The 23,356-nt window shown below is 36.1% G+C and carries 23 protein-coding genes; 3 read left to right on the top strand and 20 right to left on the bottom strand.

Translation table 11 applies throughout. The features are described from left to right. Positions 1–53: 53 nt before the first annotated feature. Both MYP_RS20710 and MYP_RS20705 read right to left on the bottom strand, forming a co-directional pair. Positions 54–944 carry a LysM peptidoglycan-binding domain-containing protein gene (locus MYP_RS20710; RefSeq protein WP_045467698.1) on the bottom strand — a complete coding sequence of 297 codons (891 nt, stop codon included), beginning with the start codon at positions 942–944 and terminating at the stop codon, positions 54–56. Then, positions 934–1,746 (bottom strand): DUF4905 domain-containing protein, encoded by an 813-nt coding sequence (locus MYP_RS20705; protein ID WP_045467696.1) that lies wholly within the window; start codon positions 1,744–1,746, stop codon positions 934–936. The genes MYP_RS20710 and MYP_RS20705 overlap by 11 nt, the downstream gene beginning before the upstream one ends. A 242-nt stretch (positions 1,747–1,988) precedes the next feature. Here MYP_RS20705 and kdsB point away from each other — a divergent pair, with 242 nt between their 5' ends. Continuing rightward, positions 1,989–2,723 (top strand): 3-deoxy-manno-octulosonate cytidylyltransferase, encoded by a 735-nt coding sequence (gene kdsB / locus MYP_RS20700; RefSeq protein ID WP_045467694.1) that lies wholly within the window; start codon positions 1,989–1,991, stop codon positions 2,721–2,723. On the opposite strand, the gene MYP_RS20695 is transcribed toward kdsB, so the two are convergent. The 4 genes from MYP_RS20695 to MYP_RS20680 all read right to left on the bottom strand — a co-directional run bounded on the left by MYP_RS20695 (position 2,724) and on the right by MYP_RS20680 (position 5,480). Continuing rightward, on the bottom strand, positions 2,724–3,119 hold the full coding sequence (locus MYP_RS20695) for a hypothetical protein (protein WP_156140762.1): 396 nt from the start codon (positions 3,117–3,119) through the stop codon (positions 2,724–2,726). 22 nt (positions 3,120–3,141) lie between these two features. Then, positions 3,142–4,071 carry a universal stress protein gene (locus MYP_RS20690; protein WP_045467691.1) on the bottom strand — a complete coding sequence of 310 codons (930 nt, stop codon included), beginning with the start codon at positions 4,069–4,071 and terminating at the stop codon, positions 3,142–3,144. A gap of 186 nt (positions 4,072–4,257) precedes the next feature. Further along, positions 4,258–4,599, bottom strand: a complete 342-nt coding sequence (locus tag MYP_RS20685; protein WP_045467689.1) for a translation initiation factor — start codon at positions 4,597–4,599, stop codon at positions 4,258–4,260. After that, the gene (locus MYP_RS20680; protein ID WP_045467687.1) at positions 4,596–5,480 is read right to left on the bottom strand and encodes a diacylglycerol/lipid kinase family protein; all 885 of its coding nucleotides are present in this window, start codon (positions 5,478–5,480) and stop codon (positions 4,596–4,598) included. The genes MYP_RS20685 and MYP_RS20680 overlap by 4 nt, the downstream gene beginning before the upstream one ends. 169 nt (positions 5,481–5,649) lie before the next feature. Here MYP_RS20680 and dctA point away from each other — a divergent pair, with 169 nt between their 5' ends. Further along, entirely contained in the window at positions 5,650–6,909 is a 1,260-nt protein-coding gene (gene dctA / locus MYP_RS20675) for a C4-dicarboxylate transporter DctA (RefSeq protein ID WP_045467685.1), read from the top strand. Positions 6,910–7,093: 184 nt separating this feature from the next. Then, positions 7,094–8,260 (top strand): hypothetical protein, encoded by a 1,167-nt coding sequence (locus tag MYP_RS20670; protein ID WP_045467683.1) that lies wholly within the window; start codon positions 7,094–7,096, stop codon positions 8,258–8,260. On the opposite strand, the gene MYP_RS20665 is transcribed toward MYP_RS20670, so the two are convergent. The 14 genes from MYP_RS20665 to MYP_RS20600 all read right to left on the bottom strand — a co-directional run bounded on the left by MYP_RS20665 (position 8,195) and on the right by MYP_RS20600 (position 23,355). Then, positions 8,195–9,709 carry a phytoene desaturase family protein gene (locus MYP_RS20665; RefSeq protein ID WP_045467681.1) on the bottom strand — a complete coding sequence of 505 codons (1,515 nt, stop codon included), beginning with the start codon at positions 9,707–9,709 and terminating at the stop codon, positions 8,195–8,197. The two genes, MYP_RS20670 and MYP_RS20665, sit on opposite strands and share 66 nt — an antisense overlap. Positions 9,710–9,718: 9 nt before the next feature. Next, positions 9,719–13,573, bottom strand: coding sequence for a trifunctional MMPL family transporter/lysophospholipid acyltransferase/class I SAM-dependent methyltransferase (locus tag MYP_RS20660; protein WP_045467680.1), 3,855 nt, complete (start codon positions 13,571–13,573; stop codon positions 9,719–9,721). Between the two features lie 7 nt (positions 13,574–13,580). Further along, positions 13,581–14,783 (bottom strand): DUF2062 domain-containing protein, encoded by a 1,203-nt coding sequence (locus MYP_RS20655; protein WP_045467678.1) that lies wholly within the window; start codon positions 14,781–14,783, stop codon positions 13,581–13,583. Positions 14,784–14,889: 106 nt separating this feature from the next. Then, a complete protein-coding gene (locus MYP_RS20650; RefSeq protein ID WP_045467676.1) occupies positions 14,890–15,258 on the bottom strand; it encodes a hypothetical protein in 369 nt (122 codons plus the stop codon). Between the two features lies 1 nt (position 15,259). Then, entirely contained in the window at positions 15,260–15,913 is a 654-nt protein-coding gene (locus tag MYP_RS20645; RefSeq protein WP_156140761.1) for a hypothetical protein, read from the bottom strand. Beyond that, complete coding sequence (locus tag MYP_RS20640; protein WP_052430398.1) at positions 15,876–16,523, bottom strand: LolA family protein; 648 nt, start codon at positions 16,521–16,523, stop codon at positions 15,876–15,878. Before MYP_RS20640 ends, MYP_RS20645 begins: the two co-directional genes overlap by 38 nt. Beyond that, complete coding sequence (locus tag MYP_RS20635) at positions 16,510–17,289, bottom strand: polysaccharide deacetylase family protein (RefSeq protein WP_045467672.1); 780 nt, start codon at positions 17,287–17,289, stop codon at positions 16,510–16,512. The genes MYP_RS20640 and MYP_RS20635 overlap by 14 nt, the downstream gene beginning before the upstream one ends. Next, positions 17,283–18,338 carry a beta-ketoacyl synthase chain length factor gene (locus MYP_RS20630; RefSeq protein ID WP_045467670.1) on the bottom strand — a complete coding sequence of 352 codons (1,056 nt, stop codon included), beginning with the start codon at positions 18,336–18,338 and terminating at the stop codon, positions 17,283–17,285. Before MYP_RS20630 ends, MYP_RS20635 begins: the two co-directional genes overlap by 7 nt. Then, a complete protein-coding gene (locus MYP_RS20625; RefSeq protein ID WP_045467668.1) occupies positions 18,339–19,547 on the bottom strand; it encodes a beta-ketoacyl-[acyl-carrier-protein] synthase family protein in 1,209 nt (402 codons plus the stop codon). It abuts the gene before it with no gap. 6 nt (positions 19,548–19,553) lie between these two features. Then, positions 19,554–19,811, bottom strand: coding sequence for a phosphopantetheine-binding protein (locus MYP_RS20620; RefSeq protein WP_045467666.1), 258 nt, complete (start codon positions 19,809–19,811; stop codon positions 19,554–19,556). Positions 19,812–19,818: 7 nt separating this feature from the next. Next, a complete protein-coding gene (locus MYP_RS20615; protein ID WP_045467664.1) occupies positions 19,819–20,451 on the bottom strand; it encodes a hypothetical protein in 633 nt (210 codons plus the stop codon). After that, on the bottom strand, positions 20,448–21,593 hold the full coding sequence (locus MYP_RS20610; protein ID WP_045467662.1) for a beta-ketoacyl-[acyl-carrier-protein] synthase family protein: 1,146 nt from the start codon (positions 21,591–21,593) through the stop codon (positions 20,448–20,450). The genes MYP_RS20615 and MYP_RS20610 overlap by 4 nt, the downstream gene beginning before the upstream one ends. Beyond that, positions 21,590–22,027, bottom strand: a complete 438-nt coding sequence (locus tag MYP_RS20605; protein WP_045467660.1) for an acyl-CoA thioesterase — start codon at positions 22,025–22,027, stop codon at positions 21,590–21,592. The genes MYP_RS20610 and MYP_RS20605 overlap by 4 nt, the downstream gene beginning before the upstream one ends. Positions 22,028–22,077: 50 nt before the next feature. After that, positions 22,078–23,355, bottom strand: coding sequence for an ABC transporter permease (locus MYP_RS20600; RefSeq protein ID WP_045467657.1), 1,278 nt, complete (start codon positions 23,353–23,355; stop codon positions 22,078–22,080). Between the last annotated feature and the right edge of the window lies 1 nt (position 23,356).

Here is a 23,356-nt window from a genome sequence, read left to right as displayed (position 1 = left end):
GCGAAACGAAGTTTAGTAATGGCAAAACCAAGACAAACTTTTAACTTAAAACTTTATGGTATGTACGATATCTGAACGGGAATCTTTTTATCTACCCCGGATAAACGCTCGTATGCTTTCTGAGAGATCTTGATAATAACCTTATCTTCAACATTTCCATTCTGAAGCTTTCCTATAACACGAACAAACAACTTCTGTCCATTTGCTTCATTCTTCACCTGAATAATAGTGCCTATAGGAGCCGTTTTGTGCAAGGCAAGATATTTGGGAGAATCATTATTTCCTTCAATTACTTCAGCAAAACCACTTTCTGTAACTTTATTAAAATTATCTGTTGGGGGTACAAATACAGACTCCTGCTCTTTGGTATTTTTTGTAGTAGGTTTTGGGGTTGAAGAAGTTTTATTCTCGTCCTTTTTGACTTCAGATTTAGGAACTTCTCTAGATGCACTTGCATTGCTTGTTCCACCTGCTTTCCCTGGTATATTAATAGTTTGACCTACCTTTAATTCAGCAAGTCCGGGATTCGCTTTTCTTATTTCATCAACAGTAACATTGTATTTCCTGGAAAGTGAATAAAGTGTTTCTTTTGGTTCAACTGTATGTGTTCCTCCAGCACTCCCAGAAGAGGATGATACAGCAGATTCTGGAGTTGAAGAAACTACCGCAACCGATCCTTTATAAGGTATACGAATGATTTGACCTACCTTTAACCCCGCTGACAATTCCGGATTATTTTTATTTAATTCATCTACAGTCACTTTATATTTTCTTGAAATTGAATATAAAGTTTCTTTAGGATCTGCTTTATGAAGCACAAATACTTTCGAATCCTTCTTCTCTAGCCCGATAGAATCCTGTACACCAGCAAACACGTCAGACAAAGAGATAAATAAAATCAGGATCAAAACATTCTTCAACAGAGATACACCTTTATAATTCATAAATTATCAGTTCCTTTTTTTCTTTAACAAAAATTACAGCATTCTCCAGCAAAAAGAAAGTATCCATGCCTACTCCCTTAGGACTTTTATCAAGGATTTCTTTCCAAAGCACATCTCCCTCTTCATTGGCTATTAACAGGAGATTTTGAAGTTTATTATCTGAGTAAATATAATAAGAAATAATTATAAAATTTTTATACTCAGCATAGTCAAAGGCCAATGAGGTTTGTTCACCCGTTACTTCCTGCACATACTCAGATAGTTTTGGAAAATATTCACTCTCCGGAGTAAAATGCAGTGCATTTTGAATGTTACTTTTCTGCTTTTCACGAAAGACCTGATTAAGTTTTTTTAAGACTTCTACATCAGAATATTCTTTCTTTTGCTTACCGGTTTTGAGGTCAAGCAAAAAGTAGACCTTATTTTCTTCCTCCTCATTTTGCAAAGCAAGAATCCCCTCTGAAAACACCCCTCCAAAACTTAATGTCTTTTCTTCCCACAATACCTTGCCAGAGTCCGATGCAACAGAAATGATTCCTTTATGCTCCGGATTTTGTATGTCTTTAAAACCGTGCAGGTAAATGTATCCGTCTTTAACAGCCCCCAATCCAATCCACCATGGCTCATTTTTTTTTATCCCCTGCCATTTTATTTTTTTCTTCTTCAAATCTATTGCACTGAAATCAGCAAGATGCTCATCGGAATTTCTATATTCTACTACAAGCAAATGATTTATCTCATCGGGAATTACTTTCCAGATCAGTCCGTCAAAAGAAAAGGAAGTTAGATTTTGTGTCGACAAGCTTTATTTGTATTTTTTCTGCAAAAATAAGCATTTGATAAGGTTTACAAAGGAAAACAAGCAGAAAGCGTAAAGTGAAGATGAAACAAAGTTTGCTTGAAGCATGAGAACAAATTGCATGAAGATATTGAAATCCTTCACCTTCGGCAGAAGACTTCAGGATAAGGTCTATTTCGAGTGGTGAAGAAAACTGAATAAATAATCCAATAATTTAATTGAATTCTTAAGAATAATTTTAAAGAATGAATATACTAGGAATAATTCCTGCGAGATATGCTTCTACCAGATTTCCTGCTAAACCTTTGATAGATATAGGTGGAAAATCAATGATCAGAAGGGTTTATGAACAGGCTAAAAAAGCAAAACTACTTTCCAATGTTGTTGTAGCCACTGACAATAATGAAATATTTGACCATGTGAAAAGTTTCGGTGGGAATGTTGTCATGACAAAAGAAGAACATCCAAGCGGAACTGACAGGTGCTTTGAAGCATTGGAAAAAACTTCGGGCAATTTTGATTTTGTTATTAATATTCAGGGAGATGAGCCATTCATTCACCCTGAGCAGATTGACCTTTTGGCTTCTGCACTTAACCAAGAAACTGAACTGGCTACTTTAGTTAAAAAGATAGAAGACCAGGAAACCCTATTCAACCATAATACACCAAAAGTTATTTTTGATAAATATAAAGAAGCTATATACTTCAGCCGTCAGACCATTCCATACATAAGAGGGGCTGAACCTGAGCAATGGCTTTCGAAAGCCGCATTTTACAAGCACATCGGTATCTATGCTTATCGGTCAGATATTCTTAAGGCGATCACTTCTCTTGAGACCGGCAGTCTGGAGAAATCAGAATCTCTGGAACAATTAAGATGGCTGGAGAATGGATTTAAAATAAAAGTAGAGATTACAACTTATGAGAGTGTGGGAATAGATGTTCCTTCTGACCTGGAAAAAATAAAAGATCTGATATAATCAGATCTTTTTTTCAAGACTGTCTACAGCCGTCTCTACTTTTAATTTGAATCGGGTCCATCCCTCCTCTGCATCTGCTTTGGTAGAATCAATATTGTATCCTTGCACTTCCTTCTTTAAAGCTGTAAATTTCTGTTTCATTACCTTAGAGCCTTTGTCTGCTTTTTTATCAGCCTTTTTCTCCAAAGCTTCTATTTTATTTTCTAACTTCTCTTTCTCTTCCTCCATTTCAGCTTTTGAAGTTTCCTTCTTATTCTGGTTTTCCTGTTGAGAATACATTGAAGTTGCTGAATCACTATGTCCTGCTTCTGTTTTTCTTTCCTCACAACCTGAAAGGTAAATTCCGCCAATAAAGGCAAATCCTATAACAGAAGTAACTATGTTTATCTTTTTCATCTCTTTCATCACTTTATCAATCTCACAAATCTTCTCTATAACGCTGTCGGTCTTTTATACTCATTTTCCTTTCTTGTTTAACTGCCGCTTTTCCGGCAGACATTTCTTTTCTAAGTTTATATATTACAATCGCACAATCAGATTCTTTTACAATATTTTCTGAAATACTGTCACTGAAAATCCTCTTCAGTCCTTTCTTTTCATGACTAACAAGGCAGACTACATCCGCATTCACTTGTTTTGTAAAATGCAAAATACCTTCTTCCTCCGTTTTATCCGAAACCAGATGTATGGGATTATTTTCTAACTTAAAATCATCCCTGATCTCATCAAGTGTCTTCTGTATCTTCGCTTCAGAAATACTATTTGAAGGAGTATTAACCTTCAGAAAATGCAGGTTAGCCTTAAATGCCTCTGCCATACTTTTTACCTTTCCAACTATTTTATGAACAGGTTCTTCAAAGTCTGATGCAAAAACAATTGTTTCAACTTTAAAAGGAACCTCTGTATTCTTCAATATCAATAGTGGAACAGCAGCCTTTCTGATCAATTTTAAAGTAGTGGATCCGAATAGGACTTCTTCAATATCACTTTCTCCCTTCTTACCCACTATGATCAGATCTATCTCTTCATCTGCAGCATGCAGAAGGACTTCTTTTGAAACTTTCCCCTGAACAATGATACCGCTTGACTTAATACCTTTTGACTTAAGACGGTCTACAAAGCCCTTTAACAGTCTTTGCTTTACTTCCATTATTCTTGCCTGATAATCCATCTGCAGTTCATCTTCAAACAATGGATCACCAAAAGAACCTATTTTTGGTACATACACTTGCTGCACTACATGGAGCAGCTTCACTTCACATTTCTTTTGCAAAGCGATATATGCTGCTGCTTCAAGAGCTTTTTGTGAGTAAACAGAAAAATCCACGGGCACAAGTATTCTTTCCATTAATCAGTTTCTTATATCTTTAAATGCAACAGTTTTAAAAATCAAATTGTTGGAACCGCCCCGCAAATCAACTTAAAAATCAACATCTTAAGAGTTACTCAAATAATATTGAAAACAAAAAAATACTAAATAAAAAAGCTGAGCACAATTCAATGCTCAGCTTTTAAAAAATTGACTTCATCTAGTTTAACCTCCTATTTTCTTTACTTTATAACCTTTGCTTTGAAGGTAGGCCATGACTTTATCTCTGACGTCTCCTTGTATCAATATCTCACCGTCTTTCACACTTCCCCCTACACCGCATTTCTGTTTTAACTCTTTGCCTAATGTTTCAAGATCTTCAGCTTTGCCTACAAACTGAGTAACAGCTGTAACAACTTTTCCTCCACCTTTTCTGTCCAGCTGTATTCTGAGATCTTGTTGCTGGGGAGGTAAGGTCGTAACTTCTTCTTCCTGATTATATTGGTATTCAAATTCAGGGTTGGTAGAAAATACCACACCGTCTCTGTTCTTCTTATTTTTTTTCATATTGACAAAACTCTTAAACTATTAGGAACAATTGATATTTTTAATCGGGAATCCATATACACAGGTTCTCCATCAAGATGTACCGGACCAGATGACTCTCTTTCTATTTCAATATTTTTAGCTTTAATAATGTCCAGATAGTGAAATTTATTCACTTTTTTGGTGAACAACTTAAATCCGAGATTCAAAAGTGAGCTTGATGGAAAAGGATGCATCATACAGACATCAATGTAACCGTCCTGCAGACTTGCCTGAGGAGCAATAAATACATTGTTACCATATTGTGAGGCGTTGGCAAAACTTAAAAGAAATGCTTCCATTTCTATTTCTTTTCCATCCAGAGAGATTTTATAAGTTTCACATTTATAGCTTTTATATTCGGTAATGACAGTTTTCAGATAAGTAGAGAATCCTCTGGTTTTCTGTTCAGAAAAGACTTTTCCGATCAGAGCATCAAAGCCTACCCCTGCCGTGCAAAAAAATGGTAAATTATTTAACCTACAGTGATCGATAGAAACAGGAGCTGAGTCAAGAAGATATTTAATTGAATTTTGAATATGTATCGGAACCTTTAAATGTCTTGCAAGACCATTACCTGAACCAAGCGGTATTATCCCCAAAGCAGGTGTTTGCCCTATAAGCCCTGTGGCTACTTCATTGATTGTACCATCACCTCCCACAGCAACAACGGCATCAAAGTTATTATTTACCGCTTCCTGAGCCAGTTCTGTTGCATGACCTTTGAATTTGGTAAATGCAATTTCATAATACTTTTCCGAGCCGCTGAATACTTCTTTTATTTTCCGGGGAATATCCTCCTTACTTCTTACTCCTGCAATAGGATTAATAATAAAGAAAAATCGCTCTGGTTTTTGTTTCATTTAGTTATTTCCTTTCCAACCAACAAATCTGTTCCTCGAAAATACGACATATTCCTCACTTCACATATATAATCTTAATTCCAAGGATATTGAATAGCTGAATTTTTATAAAATAATAATTGCTTAATTTTATTTTTAATTACGCCCTATATTAAATTATTAAATAGAGATGGAAACAGCTCCTGCTAAAAAATTTTATCAAACACTTTACTTTTATGTCCTGATTGCTATAGTGGCAGGAGTATTAACAGGATACTTTTTTCCGTCAACGGGAGCAAAGTTAAAACCTCTTGGTGATGCTTTTATTAAGCTTATTAAAATGATTGTTCCGGGGGTTATTTTCACTACTGTTGCTTCTGGTATCGCAAGTGTCAAGGAAAATAAGAAAATAGGAAGAATAGGATTTAAAGCATTTATATACTTTGAAATAATTAGTACTCTTGCCCTTGTTATAGGGCTTATTGTTGCTAAATTCCTAAAACCAGGCCAAGGTATGAATGTCAATCCGGTCACCCTTGATATTTCAGGCATTGAGAGTTATACAGAATCAGCCAAAAAATTTGATACAACTACCTTTTTTCTGGACATTATCCCTGATTCCTTTTTCGGAGCTTTTGCTGAAGGTAAAATCCTTCAGGTGCTTTTTCTAGGTATTCTTTCAGGATTTGCAATTTCGAGAATGGGTGCATACAGGGATCCACTCGTAAAAGGAATAGATTACTTCAATCATTTCTTCTTTCGGGTAGTCTCAATTATTCTGAAGGCTGCACCAGTAGGAGCCTTTGGGGCTATGGCTTTTACTATTGGTAAATATGGCATTGAGAGTTTATTATCCCTGGGAGAGCTCATGGCATCTGTTTACCTGACCTGCCTCTTTTTTGTCTTTGTTATTCTGGGAATAATAAGCTGGCTTTCTGGCTTTTCTATTATTCGGATTTTAAAATATATAAAAGAAGAAATATTTCTTGTGCTTGGCACCAGTTCCTCGGAACCTGCCTTACCTGGATTAATGAAAAAAATGGAGAAGGCAGGTTGTTCTCAATCTATTACAGGACTGGTAATACCGGCAGGCTATACTTTTAACCTGGATGGCACTTCTATTTACCTCACCATGGCTACCATGTTCATTGCTTATGCAACCAACACTCAGATAAGTCTTTGGGATGAGATAGTACTACTTGGCATACTCATGCTTACTTCCAAAGGAGCTGCTGCTGTAACCGGAGGAGGTTTTATTGTCCTTGCTGCAACACTTTCATCTATAGATAAACTTCCTGTAGCTGGTATTGCCCTGCTTTTGGGTGTAGACAGATTTATGTCCGAGGCCAGGGCAATTACCAATCTCATAGGAAATACGGTAGCTACCTTGGTTATAGCGAAATGGGAAAAGGAATTTAAGCCAGATGAATTTTCTGAAAATCTGAGGTGATTTTCAATAATTCCCCTGAGGTCTGGAATTAAAATTTGTGTTCTCACAAATCAATGAAAATCTGAACTACACATGCACCTCACAAGAACCTGGGCTGCAAAAGCATAAGTACTTCATAAAAACAATTCTCTCTTCTGTAGACTTACTTTAATATAAGTAAGAATCAGGGGGAGATATTGAATTTATGTTAAAAAATCTGGTTTATCTGCTTTTGCTTAGCTTTTCATTCTTAATTGAAAGTCCTGCAAAATCGCAGGTGAAAGAGCCTGGTTATACATATATTCCCTGGGAAAGAATCAAAATTAACGATACAAAAAAAAACGAATCCGATACGGTTGTTGTCATCATTACTACAAGAAAATTCTCCCCGGACAAACTGCAACTGTTCAGTAAATACCAGGATGAACCATGTCACCTGCATTATGTAGTTGCAAGGTTGAAAAACAAAACCTGGAACCTGGAAATCAAAAATTCATTTGAAGAAGCAGCTCTTGAAATGCCTTTAAAGAAAGACTTCCTGTTCTATGTGCATGGAGATGGAAAAACATTTGCTGATGTGCTGGAAGGAGGTTTGCGCATGAGCATTCTCTATGGTGTAAATTTTGTAGCATTTGACTATCCTACCAAAGATGAAGAGTTGCCATTCTGGAAAAACTTTCAGACTTCTATCATTAACGTTAATAATGCTGTTGCTTCATTTGGAAAGATGATCAACGAAATAAAAACCTATCGTGCTTTACATGATAACACTGGCAAGTATACCTTACTATTACATAGTTTGGGAAATGAGCTGATCAAAAATTCTCCCGGCCTTCAGCACTCCTCAATAGTTTTTGAAAATATAGTGATGAATGCACCTGCAGTGAAACAAAGAAAACATTCTAAGTGGGTAGAAAATATTGCTATTCAAAATGATATATATATCATTTCAAACAGACGTGATATAATACTTACCGGAGCTTATTTTCTTACATTCAAGAGTTATCTTGGTAAAAAACACAGAAAGCCTCTTGCTGAAAATGCAACATACGTCCGTCTGGATAATGTTGCCGGCCATAAGCACAGCTTTTTTATTGATATAGAGCTGATGAACCTTACACCCTCAGTTAAACATTTCTATGATCAGATCCTTCACGGATTGCCCGCAGACAATAAAACTTGTTGCTATCTGAAAGCAAAAAGAAACAGGAATAATTACTCAATGGAAAAAAATCCACATTGCAGTTTTTTTATTACCCAAGAGAAAGCAAATGTAAACACTCCTGTAGCTAAGCCAATGACTGAATTAAGCCTTACTGATTTTATTAATCAGATATTCCATACCAAAAAATTCAGAACAGGTAGTAACTGAACTGATGGTAACTCCTAATACACCATGCAGGCTTATATTCTGCCCGGTGAAGAAAAGATTTGGCACTTTGGTACGAGTCGGTATAAATGTTTTGATAGGATCACTATAATCTTTCATTACTCCATACATGCTTCCATCTTTGGTTCCTATGTAATCTCTATAGGTTAAAGGAGTAGAAGTATTGTATGATTTGATTTTGCCTCTTAGTCCTGGAATTCTTTTTTCCAATTCATTAATCAGCTTTTCAGCCTTCCTGATTTTAAATTCCTCATATCCTTCTCCTCTGTTCGTTCTGTGGTGAGGTATGGTATGGAAAGAAAATTCCCAGGGAGCAACATCTTCATATTTCATGTAAGCCATTATTGTGAGGCTTTCGGCATATTCCTCGTCCTGTCTGCTTACAGGAAAAAACAATGCGTAACCGAGTGGCCAGTTTTCTTCATTATAGTTCAGAGTGTTCCACACATCAGGATTTTTATAATGATAGATGTTGCAGTTCCTGTATTTAATCGTTTTTGGTTTTAAGACTATATTAAGAATAAAAACAGAACTTGTATTTTCAAGACTATGAATCCTTGTTGAGTATGCCTTTCTGATCTTTCCAGGCTCAACCATATCAAGTGTATTACTTGGATGGATATTTGAAATGAATCGTTTTCCTTCTACCCTCTCCCCGTTTGACAACTCCACTGATTCAATCTCATCACCCTTGAAACAGAATTTAGTTACTTCCGAATAATTCCTGATTTCACCACCCATTTCTTTTATTGATTTCGTCAATATAGTTGCAATCTGAGCCCCTCCACCAATGCATTTGTAGGCGCTTTCTATATAGCTATTGATTATAAGCCCATGTACATAAAGTGGCGTTTTTTCTCCAATGCCTGCATACAATGGATTCGTACCAGCGAGTACATTCTGCAATATTTCATTAGAAGTAATAGATTCAATATATTCTTTAGCATTTACAGAAAGATACTCTGTATTAAAAAAGCTTTGTTCACTATATCGTAAATTATATAGCGGGGAAAAGTTACTTATTTCCCTAAGCTTTGTGCAATATTTCTGGATCGCTTCCTTCTCGGAAGGGAATTGTTCGATAAGCTTTTCGCTGAACCGTTCATAACCCATTGCATAAGGATATTCATTTTCATCATGATCAAAAGAAACTACATCAAAACAATCTTCGTCTAGTTTTTTCAGCTTTAGCTTATCCATCAATCCGAAATATCTGAAGTATTGATTCAGGTTTTGGCCTTCATCCAAACCTCCTATATAATGGATACCCGTATCAAATATCGCTTTATCTCTTACGAATATCTGAAGATTTCCTCCTATTTGTCTGTTCTTTTCAAGAATACAAACAGAATTCCCTTCTTTGGTAAGTGTGTACGCACATAATAACCCCCCTAGACCACTTCCAATAATTACATAATCAAATTGTGGCATTCTAAAAAATTATTTTTTTATTATAAAAATTCTATTTGATGTCAGCTTTGTATTGTCTACAATTTCAACATCAAGCCCTTTGTCTTTAGCTTGTTTTACGATAGCTTTGCCAGAAAGATACGAAAGCGGATTTTCTGTTTTGTTAAACTTAACAAAACGTGTGGAGAAGAATTCCGTTAACTTAGTACCTTTATGTCTCTCCTGATAATCCGTATCTCCATCTCTTAAAATCAGCATTCCCCCAAGGTTTAACTTATTAAAGCAATTGTTCAACAGGTCAGTTTGTGCTGCTTCAGGAAGATAATGCATCACATCATTTAATATAATCACATCCGAAGTTGGTATCTCATATTTAGTAATATCTCCAGCTTCAAAACTAACATTTGCAGGTTTGGCAAATCCATTGTTTGCTACCTCAATCTTTTCGGAGTCATAATCAATTCCAACAATTTTTCTTTCTTCAGATAGAAAACCAAGCATATTACACAAGAATCCATAACCGCATCCTAAGTCTGTGATCATAGCTTTTTTGGGTATGATAGCATTGAAAAACTCGTAGTTATTTTCTAATCTTAACTTTACTCTCAGATACCATTCCAGAACAGGTCCTTTATAGATATAGTTCTTGATTAACCTATCTTTATAGTAATTTACCGTTTCTTCTGAATCTTTAAGTTTTTGATATTCTCCTCTGAAATATCTTCCGATCAGTTTTGCTCTTTCAGAATACGTTTCTCCATATGTCTTGTCTTCCGGAGAAATTCTTGGCAAAAACTTCATTGTTATCCTTCCGCTTTTCAGAAGTAAGTCTCCCTTTGCAATTGTATCACCTGTGCCATGCAGAAGAAGAGGAAGAATATCTAGTTTTAAGCGCTCTGCCATAAGGAAAGCTCCTTTATGAAACCGTGCAACTTTCTTGTCTGCAGCTCTCGTTCCTTCCGGGAAAATAATGATGGAATAACCTTCGTCAACTAACCCTTTCAGTTTCTCCAAACCCGAATCATGGTCTGAGTTTGCAAGATAAAAATCAGCTGATCGGATAACTCTTCCAAAGAATGGAGAATTCCATACCCATTCATTCGTTACCATTACCATTTTGGGATAAAGCATAATAGTAACCAGAATATCCAGGAATGATTGATGATTCGCTATGATTACCGCAGGTTTCTTAAAGTCCTCCCCAGTTTCGTTTATAATCTTCTTCCTCACATTTCCCATAATATAAATCATGGACTTGCTGAAATACATCAGCAGATAATGCAGGATCAGCTTTCTCTTTTGAGTATTGACAGGAAGAACATACAATACAATAGGACCAACTATATTTAACAGCAAACATCCTGAAAGAAAATAGGTATAAGCTACAATTGTGAAGAATATCCCCTCAGCAGTATATGGATCAAACCCTTTTCTTGTCCTGTTGGTGATCAGCAACCTGAATAGTAATGGCTGTACGGTATAGGAAATGATAATTACCGAGAACATTCCTACTATTGATAAGAATGCTATCGATTGCAGGGCTGGATGTTGTGCAAACACCAACACACCTATTCCGACAATAGAAGTAAATGCTGAAAGAAATATGGACGTCTTATATGAAGCAAGATTATTGAGTCCCAGTCTGTACTCCTGAAGTAGACCTGACATGATAAATATGCTGTAATCAATTCCAAGACCGAGAATAAAAGTAGAGATGATGATATTAACTATGTTAAACTTTAGTCCCAGCATACCCATAAGTCCCAGTGTCCATAGCCAGCTCAAACACATTGGAACAAATGCTATTAAACCAAGCTCTAACCTTCCATAAGAAACAACAAGTATGAAGAATACCAATCCTAGGGAAAGCACCTCCAAAAGACTGAAATCCCTATTCAGAATTTCAATAAATTTATCAGTAAGATATTTTTTATCAACTATTGTAAGGTTATCATTTTCATGAATATCAGCATAGACCTGTTTTTTATTTTCCTCATCAACCTTTAATAAAGTAACTACCGTAGTCAGATCTTTACTTTCAGATATAAAATCATTGAAGAACAGTTTTCTTACATCAGCAAGCTCTTCCATTGATACTGGTTGATATTGTTTATCAAGCAACTCATAGAATCCTGCAAATGCTTCGGGCTTGAATTTATATTTACCTGACGACTCCTGAAGGTTCTTTTTCAACGCGGCTTTCTTTTCTTCTGTCCAGTAATGATTCCACCTTTTAATCTTTTCTTTCTGAAGACTATCACTGATCAGCATTTTACTAACTGAAGTATACTTGCGGATAACACCGTCTTCTCTCAGCTTTTCAACCTGATCAGCAACTTTCTCACTGCTGGCCAGAGCTTCATTCAGTGTTTTTCCGCTGGAAACGAGGTAAACTGACTTAGATGAAGCCGAACTGATTTTATTAAGATTTTCCTGAGCAACAAAAAGTTTATCAGAAACATAGTTCATCTTGAGCATATCACTTTCAAATTCAACCAGATTGTAAGTATATGCACAGATTATAGAGACCACAGCTATTGCCCCTATAATAAAAGGATTTCTGTCAAATTCGTAGGAAGTGTACTTATGAACAAAAGAAAGACTTCCCTGATCTTCTGCTTTTTGTTCTTCAACCTTTTTCTTCTTAAGAAAATGAGGAAGCACTATTAAACCAATCAAAGCTGCATTAATACAACTGATTGCAGCGAATAACCCCAGGTCCTGCAAAGCTTCGCTTTTCACAAACATCAGACAGAAGAACGAAGACGCAGTGATAAGACAACTTAGTAACAGAGGAGTTGTGACATCCTTTATAACTGCCTTAGGAGAACCGGTGCTCTTATAGTGGGTAAAAATATGAAGCGAGTAATCAATAGTAATACCAAGCAATACAGAACCCATTCCCAAAGCTATGGCAGAAATATTAGGCCTGAAGAAGGTTAATAAAGCAAGTGAAATCAATCCGCCAATAGCTACAGGCAGGAATATCAGAAATACAATTGCTGCTCTTCTGAAAAACAAACTGATAAATACGACAAGAATAGAGATAGCAATTGATACCGTTATGGTAATATCATTTTTAATTCTTTCGGCATTGCCAACTGACATCGCCATTGCTCCAAAATATTCTGCCTTTACCGTTCCGTTCTCTACCTTCTGCAGACTATCTATTGTAGCATCTATGCCTTTGATAAATTCAGCATTTTTTGCTGTTTTATTCCCGGAATGAGCAGGATCAATAAAAAACACAAGGTGCTTTTTATCTTTAGTTACAATACTTCCATTATATATTTCGTAATTATCTTCATATTGAAGATTCTGAAGTTTCTTTAATCCAATAAAAGTAATTCCAACAGGGTCTTTTACAATGAACTGTTTCATTACAATGCTGGCAGGTGATATCAAAGTCTTATAATTCCTTGCCATAGTTGAGTCAAGTTGCTGCCTTTCTGTCAACAGATTGATATCCGCATAATCCTTTTCATCCAGAAACAGGGGAATATTTTCATAGAAAGTATTATACACCTGAGCCATCATATCGTCAGACACTTTGTAATTAATGTCATTGATATATTCAGGCTGATATTTTCCCTTCAGTACTTCAGCCAGGCTTTCTGAGAAACTAACCAGTTTATCTGGATCCGTTGCTGTTGTGTCATTAAGATAAAGATGAAAGATAAGCTTATCTGTAAACTTAGAGTTCTGAAAGATCAGATTCATTTTCGTGATCTTCTCATCCTTGGGCATTATCTTGGAAATATCTTCTTCCATTTTGATGCCCGAGGCAAAATATGCAGCTACGGCAATGATAGAACAAATAATGACTGCAAGCAGCCATCTTCGTTTTTCAAAAAAATTATATAGAGTAAGAAATAGACCTGACATTAATATTTCAGCTTGAAATTTCAGTATTAAGTTTTTGCTTTGCAGGAAAAACTTTTAACAGCAAATAAGTTATAAGACCAAACAGTACAGCTGCAGCTACTGCTAGCAACATGCTTCCAACCGTATATTGGAAGAGATCTGCTTTAACATTTTCTAAAGTAATATCTCTGTTGAAAATCAAAACATCTTTCCCATTTGGCAAAACCATGCCTCCGGCCTTATAGCTTAAGAAAATAAGGATGGGAATCATTGGAGGAATGCTAATATGAGCTGCAGTTACGAAAAGCACTTTATTTAATCTCATTAAGTGCGCCAGTGTAATTCCCACAATCAACTGAAAACCCCATATCGGAACTATTCCCATAAAAACACCAAACATTACAGACAATGTTTTTCTCAAATCAGATTCATCCCTGTTGAATACATACTTCTTGAAAAAATCAGCTATGCTGTTTCTATTGAGACTTCTGATTACTTTAAAGGGTTTGATAAAAAGTATTGCAATAACTACCAGAATAGTGTTCAGAACACTTACTCTGCTAAAATCTTTAAATGGTCTGAAGTGCGTAACCCGTTCTTTACCATAATATACTTGCACTGGTACAGAATCTACTTTTACACCTTTCCAGGAAGCCCTGACTATATTCTCAATTTCAAACTCATATTTTCTGGTAAACCATTTCATTTTATATAATGGCTCCAGGGGATAAAGACGATATCCGGACTGAGTATCCGGAAGTTTTACACCTGTTTCAAACCAAAACCAGAAATTAGAGAACTTATGTCCAAAGCTGCTTTTCCCAGGCACAGAAGATTGTTCCATATTCCTTGCGCCTACAATAAGGGTTCCCGGTTCTTTTTCTATCTTATCTATAAATACAGGAAGATCTGATGCCATATGCTGACCATCAGAATCTATCGTAATAGCATATTGATATCCTTGCTCAAAAGCAGCTTTGAATCCTGTACGAAGGGCCATGCCTTTGCCCATATTACGAGGTTGCTGGACTACTTTAATCTGCGTGAAAGACTCAAGGATATTTCGGGTTGAATCTGTAGAGCCATCATTGACAACAATGACATCTCCAGTATATTCCAACACATCACTGATCACTTTGAACAAAGTTTTTTCATTGTTATATGTAGGAATCAACACACAACACTTAAGCTTGTCAAACTTCTCCCTATAGATATTTTTCAGAGATGTCATGAATCATTTCATATTGAACATTAGAAGACAAAAAGCTGATTAATAACATATTTCCCACTTGTTTAATTCCTTAAAAGCAAAAAATATTAATCAGTCCCTGTAGTTGCTATTTAAAGGTTCCGCTAAACTTAAAGAATACTTTATCTTCAAAAAATATGGTATTGTTTACCTTAATAACGGAATCTTCCAGTTGTTTATAATTGATATCAAAATCTAGAAACTTATTTACCTCCGGATTTACAATATTCATAAATTTCAAGTTATCACCCGTTACCAGAGTTAGTTCTTTTTCTAAAACTGATGATAGCATTTCTTTGATCATTTGAACCATGCACACTCCGGGCACAACAGGATTTCCAGGGAAATGACCTTCAAATATTTTATGTTTTTCATTCAGTTCAACTCTGACTTTTAGCGAACCTTCTGTAACCGGCTCTACTGCTTGTACTTTATAGAAATTCTTCTCTTGTAACATATTATCTTTTCAAAAGACTCATCTTTATTGTCAACTTTATATTCTTATGATCCAGCAGAATATTTGAGGGCACTTTATCTTTATAATCAGTGAATAGGATCTCCACTTTAACCTTGGATTTCTTACCGTAAGTCGTCATTATTTTTGACAATTGGCCATCTTCAAGATTGTAAAAATAAGCATTTTCTTCCTTCTTTCCTCTGAGTCTGTAAATTACATGAGTGCTATCATTTGAAACAACTGCTTCAGAAGCGATTAATGGATTCATGAGTAATAGCCTGAAGTCGTCCCGCAGAAGGTTGATTACTACCTTTTTGTTCATCTGGTCAATGCAGTAATGCACTTTAAAAAAATGAGACGGACCCAGCTCAAAGTCAAAAAGTTTAACACCTACTTCAGTGGTAAATACTAGTCTGTACTTATCCATCTCTGTATTTTTTATAATTAACAAGCCGCTAAGGTAATGACCATAAACATCTACAGCCGTTTTATAAACAAATGCACCACTGTCACTTTTAAAAAGCGACATCAGTTCTCCCGATTTCAAGGGCCTTCTTTCTTCTTCTGTACTGGCCGTTTTAGATCCTTTACATGAGAAAAGCAGAACTATGAGAATACTACTTAATATGAAACTTCTCATCTGAAATTTCTGCATTTACTTTTTTATTAATGAAAGCTATATTGGTATAATCCCCTGATGGCTCAGTCATAGTCAGTTTGGAAACTGTAAAATCCTTTTTGTCAAAGTATAAACTGATAGTTTTCAGAAAACCTTTCATGTTTTTGTTCAAAGGAGTAAGGTCAACCAGATAATACTTTTCATTCTGGTAATACTTGATATGATAATCCTTACTGTTCAGCACATTCCCCTGTACACTATTAATGATCATGTTGTTGATCTCCTGGAACATTTTATTAGATTGCATATCATATTTGTTTTCCCTGGAGTCATCTTTTATAAAGACTTTATTTTTATTCATGATGATCAGGTATTGAAAAGGATCAGTGTATTGCCATCTCAGCATGTTATCCTTTTTAAACATGAAAGTTCCCTTGGTAATAATTTTTTCTGCAAGTACATTCAGGTTTTTCTCCTGAACAAAATCACTTTGAATGGTCTTGGTTTCTTTCGCTGTTTTAGCAAGATTATTTTTAAATGAAACCGAATCCGTAAGCGGACTAAAACCAGCATGCTGACTTACAGCAATTGTGGTAAGCCCCAGAATAAACGAAAGAAAAAATCCGAATTTCTTAATTAAAAGCATATGCATCTTTATTTACAAACTTCTCAATTGATACAAAAGAATATCCATTTTCCTTTGCATACAAAATAAATGATTCTAAAATCTCAACAGTACGATCATTGGTATCATGAAAAAGATAAATAGCTCCAGGTTTCAGAGCCTTTTTCAGTTTATCCAATAAATTGATTTTATCCATTACAACAGTATCAAAGGAACGAACATTCCATCCGATTGTGGAATACCTTGTATCTCTAAGAGCCTTATACAAAGGAGGATTCGTTACTCCATAAGGCGGCCTGAAATACAAGGGATATTTCCCCAAAACTTCCCTGATCTTATCATCTGTCTGTTTCAATTCAAGTTTCATGCCTGAAGGTGATTTCAGGTCAAACCAGAAAGAATGATTGAAGGTATGATTTCCTACTATGTGTCCCTCCTGATCCGTTTTTTGTAATAAACCTTCATTTCCTTCTATGTTTTTTCCGATGACAAAAAAGGCTGCCGGGACAGAATGTTCTTTTAAAATCTTTAAAATTCTTGGCGTTATTTCAGGATGAGGTCCATCATCAAAGGTTATACATAATTCCTTCTTACTATCGGGACCAGAACAAACTGCCTTTACAAAAAAGCCAGCACTAAGATAGGTCACCCCATAAAATACAACAGCAGAATACACTAAAACATTAAGGACCAACCACCAAAAAGAAAAATCTTTTTCAATCGACAGAAAAAGGAGCAGTGCCGAAATGATGAAAAATAACGCGCTTACAAGCTTAAACCTCAACATGAGGATAATAAAATGAGGGAATGATTTCCGTGGTAATGGTTATACAAAAGAATTTTATTCACTTCCTTTTCAGGAGTGTGGCTTAAGGAAACACAAGCTGGAATTTCCTTTTTCTTTAATATCTGAGAAGCCAGCCAAACTCCAAATGCAGAAGAGGTCGAATATTCACCACAAAGATTTTTAAAAGCCGCTGAATTATTTTCTTTAAAGAAATTTTCTTTAAACTCTGAATATACCTTATCCCCTTCCTTATCGCCATTTGTTCCTATAAGGATAAGATCAATATCTTTCGCCTCAATATTATTGGAAGAGAATATTTTATCAAGAATCATTTTAAGATCTTCGTGGCTATTTGTGTTAAAAAGTATTTCAACAGCCAACACGATTGCATATGGATCCTTTGGACTTGAAGATAGAGAAAAGAATGCAGCACCTTCTCCAGGTATTGTCCCTTTTGAATTTTTGTTAAAAAACTCAGAAGTCGTTGCTCCTTTTTTCCAAACTCCTTTTTTCGCATGAATAGAATAATGATTATGCGTCATTTCGTCTACTCCACCTAACAAGACATTGGAAGCTTCTCCTTCTTTCAGAAGTAGTATTGAATCTACAAAAGCACTTTCGAATGAAAGATCTCTGTGAACATAGGTGAAGTTATAATTATTGCAGGTAAGAAGCAAAGCAATCTGAGCGCCTACAGTATTATGCGTTGACTGGATAAAAGATGTAGGAGTTAAAAACTGTTCCTTGTTGTTTAAAATATTACAAAGGAAATTTTCAGTATCTTCAAGACAACCCATGCCAGTGCCCGTAATGATTGCATCTGGGTTTTCCACCTTTGCATCTCTGAGACAATAATTGGCAGCAGCAACTCCCATCTTTATAACCCTGCCCATTCTCCGGGCAGAGGCAGGGGAAATAAACTCCTTGTAATTTGGCTCTATTACTTTAAAATAGTCCTGATGATATGTGATCTCTTCCAGAAAAGAGGAATTGTCCAGAGTATTCTGTGGAGAGACATTACCAAGACCATTAATATAAATCTGCATCATTTAAATCTTCTTAAAAACAAGAGCTGAGTTATTCCCTCCAAAACCAAAAGAATTGGAAAGTACGCTTTTAATATCGATACCTGATATTAAGGAAGTTTCAGGAGCAAGGTCCAGTTCTTTCATCTTAACTTTAAAGTTAAGATTCGGGAAGATGGTTTTATTCATAATGGATAAAGTAGAATAAACAGCCTCAATACCACCACAAGCCCCTAATGTGTGTCCGGTATATGACTTGGTAGAACTGAATTTCGGAATTTGTGTACCAAACAGTCGTGTCATCGCAGTACCCTCCGATAAATCGTTATTGGGAGTTCCTGTACCATGAACGTTAATATAGTCAATTTCCTCAGCTGCTAATCCTGCCACTTGAAGAGCTTTTTTCATGGCAAGAAACGCTCCTTGTCCATCAGGAGAACTTGCCGTCTGATGATAAGCGTCATTGGTATTCGCATATCCGCTTACTTCAGCGAGAATCGGTCTGTTTCCTGCTTTTGCAGCTTCTTCAGACTCTATCACAATATAACCTGCTCCCTCTCCGAGATTCAGTCCTTGCCTGCTATCGTCAAACGGTCGGCAATGCTCTTTATCCAGAATCATCAACGTGTTGAAGCCATTAATTGTAAAGACTGTAAGAGAGTCTACTCCTCCGGCAACAACCCTGTCAAGCATTCCTGCCTTTATCATTCTTGCCCCAAGCATGATAGAATTGGCAGAAGAAGAACAAGCAGTACTAATGGTAGTCATGAAGTCTTTAATACCCAATGCCTCAGCAATTCTTTCAGTACTTTCCCCGCAGTCGTGAGTTTCAAGAAATTTCATAAAATCCCCGTTGTCTGTCGGATCAAGATACTTATTATAAAGCATTTCAGTCTTACCCATTCCCCCTACAGAAGTAGCTGAAATAAAACCTGTTCTTAATTTGGATACTTTATCCAGGCCAGCTGCAAGATATGCCTCCCTCGCAGCAATGATTCCTAACAAAGTAGTTCTTGTCACTGGCCGATTCATATCAAATTCGGCCAATTGACCCAGATCCTTATCGGAAAGCTTTACTTCCGAAACAGGAATGATATTTTTATGAACAGTATCAAGGTTTTGAATATGCCCTATACCAGGCCTTAAAGATGTCAATGAGTTATAGTTCTCCTGCACATTGTTTCCAATGGAAGAGATAACTCCAAGACCGGTAATGACAACCTTTCTGCTCATTCCTAATTACGCTTTTTTGTGCTCTGAAATGTAGTCTGCCATCGACTTGATCGATGAAAATATCTTTTTGGCTGAAGCTGCATTTTCCACTCTTAAACCATATTCTTTCTCAAGAAGAACTATAAGTTCAAGAGCATCTATACTGTCAAGCCCAAGCCCGTCTCCGAATAAAGGAGCTGTAGGATTGATATCTTCAGGTTTTACATCTTCCAGTTTAAGGGCCTTTATTATCTGAACCTTTAATTGGTTTACTAAATCTTCCATAATAAACTTAAAAATTATATATTTTTTTAATTTGTTCTGTTGTATGTGTAATCATGTTATCTCCCTGATCCGCTTCTGCCAAATATACAAACGCCTCATATTTGCCCTCGCAAAACTCTACCCAACCAGCAATACAGGATTTCAATTTTCCTGAAGAGAAAAGATTATTTACATAATCTGTAATAAACTCAGGATTATATTCTTCAAAAATAAAAAAAGTATTTTCACCTTTTATCTTATTTCTGATACAAATTTCCCCAATTACAATATTGGGCAACGTATACACGAACACAGCAGGGCTTGGAAAGTAATTATTCTTATCCTTAACTGTTTCATAATAAGAAGTATCAGTTTGTAAACTCGAACTGGAATTCGAAAGTACCACACCAATCTCTGTTTCTGTATATTTTTCTTTAATTGCGATGTCTTTTAAAATCAGTTCCGTTGCCATCAGTCCAAGCTTGCACATATCATCCATTTTATAAAATGGTGAATGGGCTATTTCAAGCTTTTTGTAAAGGCTTCTGATAAAGGTAGCAAAGTCATCCTCTGGCTCGGCCTTAAGAAATTCTTCACCGTTCAGAATGGCCTTATTATTTCTTATGATCGAATATGATTTTATAAAACCCTTACTACTCATTGTTTCTCAAAAATCAATGCTGCATTACATCCTCCAAAACCGGCAGCTGTTTTTAAAACTTTTTTCACCTTTTTCTCCATGCAGTCACTTAATACATTTACGGGCTGAGTAACTCCCATTTTGGAAAAACCAGCTGTGGCAAACAGTATATTATTTTTCATTGAATAGGCTGCCATTACAGATTCTGCAATGCCGGCTGCTCCAAGAGTATGACCAATATATCCTTTCAGACTGTTCATCGGCACATTTTCCAGCCTGGCAGAATGAATTGCCTTGGATTCCATTTCATCATTATAATTTGTAGCAGTACCATGGCCTGAAATGTAATCAATTTCTTCTGCAGAAACAGCAGCATCTTTTAATGCCCCGTCTATTGCAAGAAATAAGCCCTCCCCAGTTCTTGAAGGACCTGAAATATGATTGGCATCGTTGGTGATTGCTCCTCCCTTTACTGCAATAGAAGTATTGTATTCAGGTTCAACAGAAAGAATAACCGTACTAGCACCTTCGCCCAGACTGATACCGTCTCTCTGTTCATCATATGGTCTGCACGGTCCGCTGCCGATTGCTCTAAATGACTGAAAACCGGAAACCGTAAACTCAGAAATAACATCTCCCCCGGCTATGATTATATTCCTGTATTTACCTTCATTTAAAATTCTTTTCCCTAACAATATTGCTACAGATCCTGATATACAGGCATTAGATACAACCAGCGGTTGATTTGGATTTTTGAAAAAAGAGCTTATCACTCTTGCCATTACAGCCGGCCTTAAACGTTCTTTAGGAAAGCTGTCATTCAGTCTTTCTTCCAGCAAATCTATATTTCCCTTGGCTGTAGAAATAATAAACAAAGTATCTCCTGAAGCAGGATCAATTTTAGTTTTATTCAGAGCATCCGAAATACTTGTAATAATCATTTTCTCAAGCCTTGTATACTCTGCATTAGAATTCAACCTGCAAAAAGCTTCTTCTAATAAAGGAGTGTTCACCAGTGATACAAAAAAAGGTGTCGGGGAAATAAAATGATCTTCGGAAAGTAATACTCCAGAGCATTTTTCCCTCATTTTTTTTGCATTGTCTCCGGTAGTAAAACCCAGAGATGTGATGACATTATCCGATATTAAAAAAACTGATTTCATCCTTTTTTATAAAGCCACTTTTCTTTCCACTGCTGATAGCAATCAGGATTTGTGATCGAAAGTTCCCCGTCTTTTAAAAAAACCTGAATAGTTTTTCCTGTAGTGAGTAATTCTCTTCCTTGGGGAGTATCTCTGTAAATTTTATAGTCGAATATTATTTTGGCAGCTTCTGTAGGCACAAAGGTCGTCTCCACAATTGCTTTTTCCTGCAGTCTTAATGGCCTTTTATAGTCGCAGTTTGCTGTTACAAGAGGAGTTAAATAACCTTGTGAACTGTATAATTCAACAAAATCAAGGTCAAATTCTTTCCCAAAAGCATCCCTGCCATCTTCAAAAAATTTGAGGTAATTTCCATGCCAGACAATTCCCATTGCATCCACCTCACAAAACCTTACTTTGATCTCAGTTCTGGCAACTAGTAAATTTGTTTCCAACTCTTAATTATTAAATTCTGAATTCTTTTTAGTTAAAAAGCCCAATATGGCTAACTTCTGACTTTAAATTTATTATAAAAATAGGCCATAATTAGCATTGCACCAAAAAAACCGGTTAATGCAGTTACCTCAGAGCATATATCCTGCATTCCAGCTCCCCTGAGAAATAAGTTATTAAACGTCTCCATACCCCATCCCAGAGGAGAAATAACACTCATTTTTCTCAATATTTCCGGCATTATAAATACTGGTATCCAGATTCCCCCTATTGCAGCAAGAATTACAATGAAAACGGCCGCAAATGTGGAAGATTGCTGATGAGTTTTAAATACTGTTCCAAGAAACACTCCTAATCCGGTAGCTGCCAATCCGATAGATACAACAGCTATTGTAAGCGCGGAAAGGTTTTGTCCTATTTCTAAGGCAGGTAATCCAAGTAGTGGCATTAAAAAAATTCCTGCCAACATCATTAAAACAAACTGCACAAGTGTAATCAACAAGTAAGCCAGGACCTTGCCAATCATTATTACCAGAGAAGTACCCGGAATTGTTCTCAACCTTAATGTGCTGCCATCTTCTCTCTCTTTAATAATACTGCCAGCCAAAGGAATGACAATAAAAAAAATTCCAAAGATTGTCCAGGCAGGAACATTATGCTGCACGGAATTCATAGACAAGCCTTCTAATTCTGGCACAGCACCTTTCTGATCTAACTGTATAAATCTTCTTGTATCTATATTAAACTGATTGCCATTAGGAAAATACTGGGATAAATGTTGCGAAATTACCTTTATCGACTGGCTGGCTTGATATCCGTCTAGAATTTTATCTAACGCTAATTGGACCGACTTTTTGAATGATGCCTGTAAAGCAGGATCATAAAAAACCTGAATACCCGCAAACAATGAATCTTTTACTTCTCCAGATTGGCCATTACTAAGCTCACCAAAAGCTCTGCTGATATCTCTGCCAATATGGGTGTGCAACATAAGAGAAGTACCCGGAGGAACAATGACACCAACTTTGTATGCTCCTTTTTTAACTTCTTCTCTTACACTGTTTATATCAGATTTTGAATATTCTGCCTGCGTTATCTTAAATATCCCTGCATGACTCAGACCTTGAAAAATCGCTTTACCACATTCATCTCTATCCTGATCAAGAACCAACACCTTTATTTCAGCCTGCTGATAATCCCTGAAAGGACCATCCTGAATTAATGCCATGATCACAATCATTGTTAAAGGCATTAAAAACAAGATCGTCAGACCTGCTTTGTCACGGATAAGAATCAAAAGTTCTTTATAAATAGCAAAGAAAATTCTCATA

It is taken from the genome of Sporocytophaga myxococcoides (genome assembly GCF_000775915.1).
GTDB classification, from domain to species: domain Bacteria; phylum Bacteroidota; class Bacteroidia; order Cytophagales; family Cytophagaceae; genus Sporocytophaga; species Sporocytophaga myxococcoides_A.
This window is presented reverse-complemented; position numbering and strand designations above follow the sequence as displayed.

Bases quoted from the DNA above. Each gene is read 5' to 3' on its own strand.
- MYP_RS20710 (WP_045467698.1), bottom strand. From the start codon at position 944: ATGAATTATAAAGGTGTATCTCTGTTGAAGAATGTTTTGATCCTGATT.
- kdsB (WP_045467694.1), top strand. From the start codon at position 1,989: ATGAATATACTAGGAATAATTCCTGCGAGATATGCTTCTACCAGATTT.
- MYP_RS20695 (WP_156140762.1), bottom strand. From the start codon at position 3,119: ATGAAAAAGATAAACATAGTTACTTCTGTTATAGGATTTGCCTTTATT.
- MYP_RS20690 (WP_045467691.1), bottom strand. From the start codon at position 4,071: ATGGAAAGAATACTTGTGCCCGTGGATTTTTCTGTTTACTCACAAAAA.
- MYP_RS20685 (WP_045467689.1), bottom strand. From the start codon at position 4,599: ATGAAAAAAAATAAGAAGAACAGAGACGGTGTGGTATTTTCTACCAAC.
- MYP_RS20680 (WP_045467687.1), bottom strand. From the start codon at position 5,480: ATGAAACAAAAACCAGAGCGATTTTTCTTTATTATTAATCCTATTGCA.
- dctA (WP_045467685.1), top strand. From the start codon at position 5,650: ATGGAAACAGCTCCTGCTAAAAAATTTTATCAAACACTTTACTTTTAT.
- MYP_RS20670 (WP_045467683.1), top strand. From the start codon at position 7,094: ATGTTAAAAAATCTGGTTTATCTGCTTTTGCTTAGCTTTTCATTCTTA.
- MYP_RS20665 (WP_045467681.1), bottom strand. From the start codon at position 9,709: ATGCCACAATTTGATTATGTAATTATTGGAAGTGGTCTAGGGGGGTTA.
- MYP_RS20660 (WP_045467680.1), bottom strand. From the start codon at position 13,573: ATGTCAGGTCTATTTCTTACTCTATATAATTTTTTTGAAAAACGAAGA.
- MYP_RS20655 (WP_045467678.1), bottom strand. From the start codon at position 14,783: ATGACATCTCTGAAAAATATCTATAGGGAGAAGTTTGACAAGCTTAAG.
- MYP_RS20650 (WP_045467676.1), bottom strand. From the start codon at position 15,258: ATGTTACAAGAGAAGAATTTCTATAAAGTACAAGCAGTAGAGCCGGTT.
- MYP_RS20645 (WP_156140761.1), bottom strand. From the start codon at position 15,913: ATGCAGAAATTTCAGATGAGAAGTTTCATATTAAGTAGTATTCTCATA.
- MYP_RS20640 (WP_052430398.1), bottom strand. From the start codon at position 16,523: ATGCTTTTAATTAAGAAATTCGGATTTTTTCTTTCGTTTATTCTGGGG.
- MYP_RS20635 (WP_045467672.1), bottom strand. From the start codon at position 17,289: ATGTTGAGGTTTAAGCTTGTAAGCGCGTTATTTTTCATCATTTCGGCA.
- MYP_RS20630 (WP_045467670.1), bottom strand. From the start codon at position 18,338: ATGATGCAGATTTATATTAATGGTCTTGGTAATGTCTCTCCACAGAAT.
- MYP_RS20625 (WP_045467668.1), bottom strand. From the start codon at position 19,547: ATGAGCAGAAAGGTTGTCATTACCGGTCTTGGAGTTATCTCTTCCATT.
- MYP_RS20620 (WP_045467666.1), bottom strand. From the start codon at position 19,811: ATGGAAGATTTAGTAAACCAATTAAAGGTTCAGATAATAAAGGCCCTT.
- MYP_RS20615 (WP_045467664.1), bottom strand. From the start codon at position 20,451: ATGAGTAGTAAGGGTTTTATAAAATCATATTCGATCATAAGAAATAAT.
- MYP_RS20610 (WP_045467662.1), bottom strand. From the start codon at position 21,593: ATGAAATCAGTTTTTTTAATATCGGATAATGTCATCACATCTCTGGGT.
- MYP_RS20600 (WP_045467657.1), bottom strand. From the start codon at position 23,355: ATGAGAATTTTCTTTGCTATTTATAAAGAACTTTTGATTCTTATCCGT.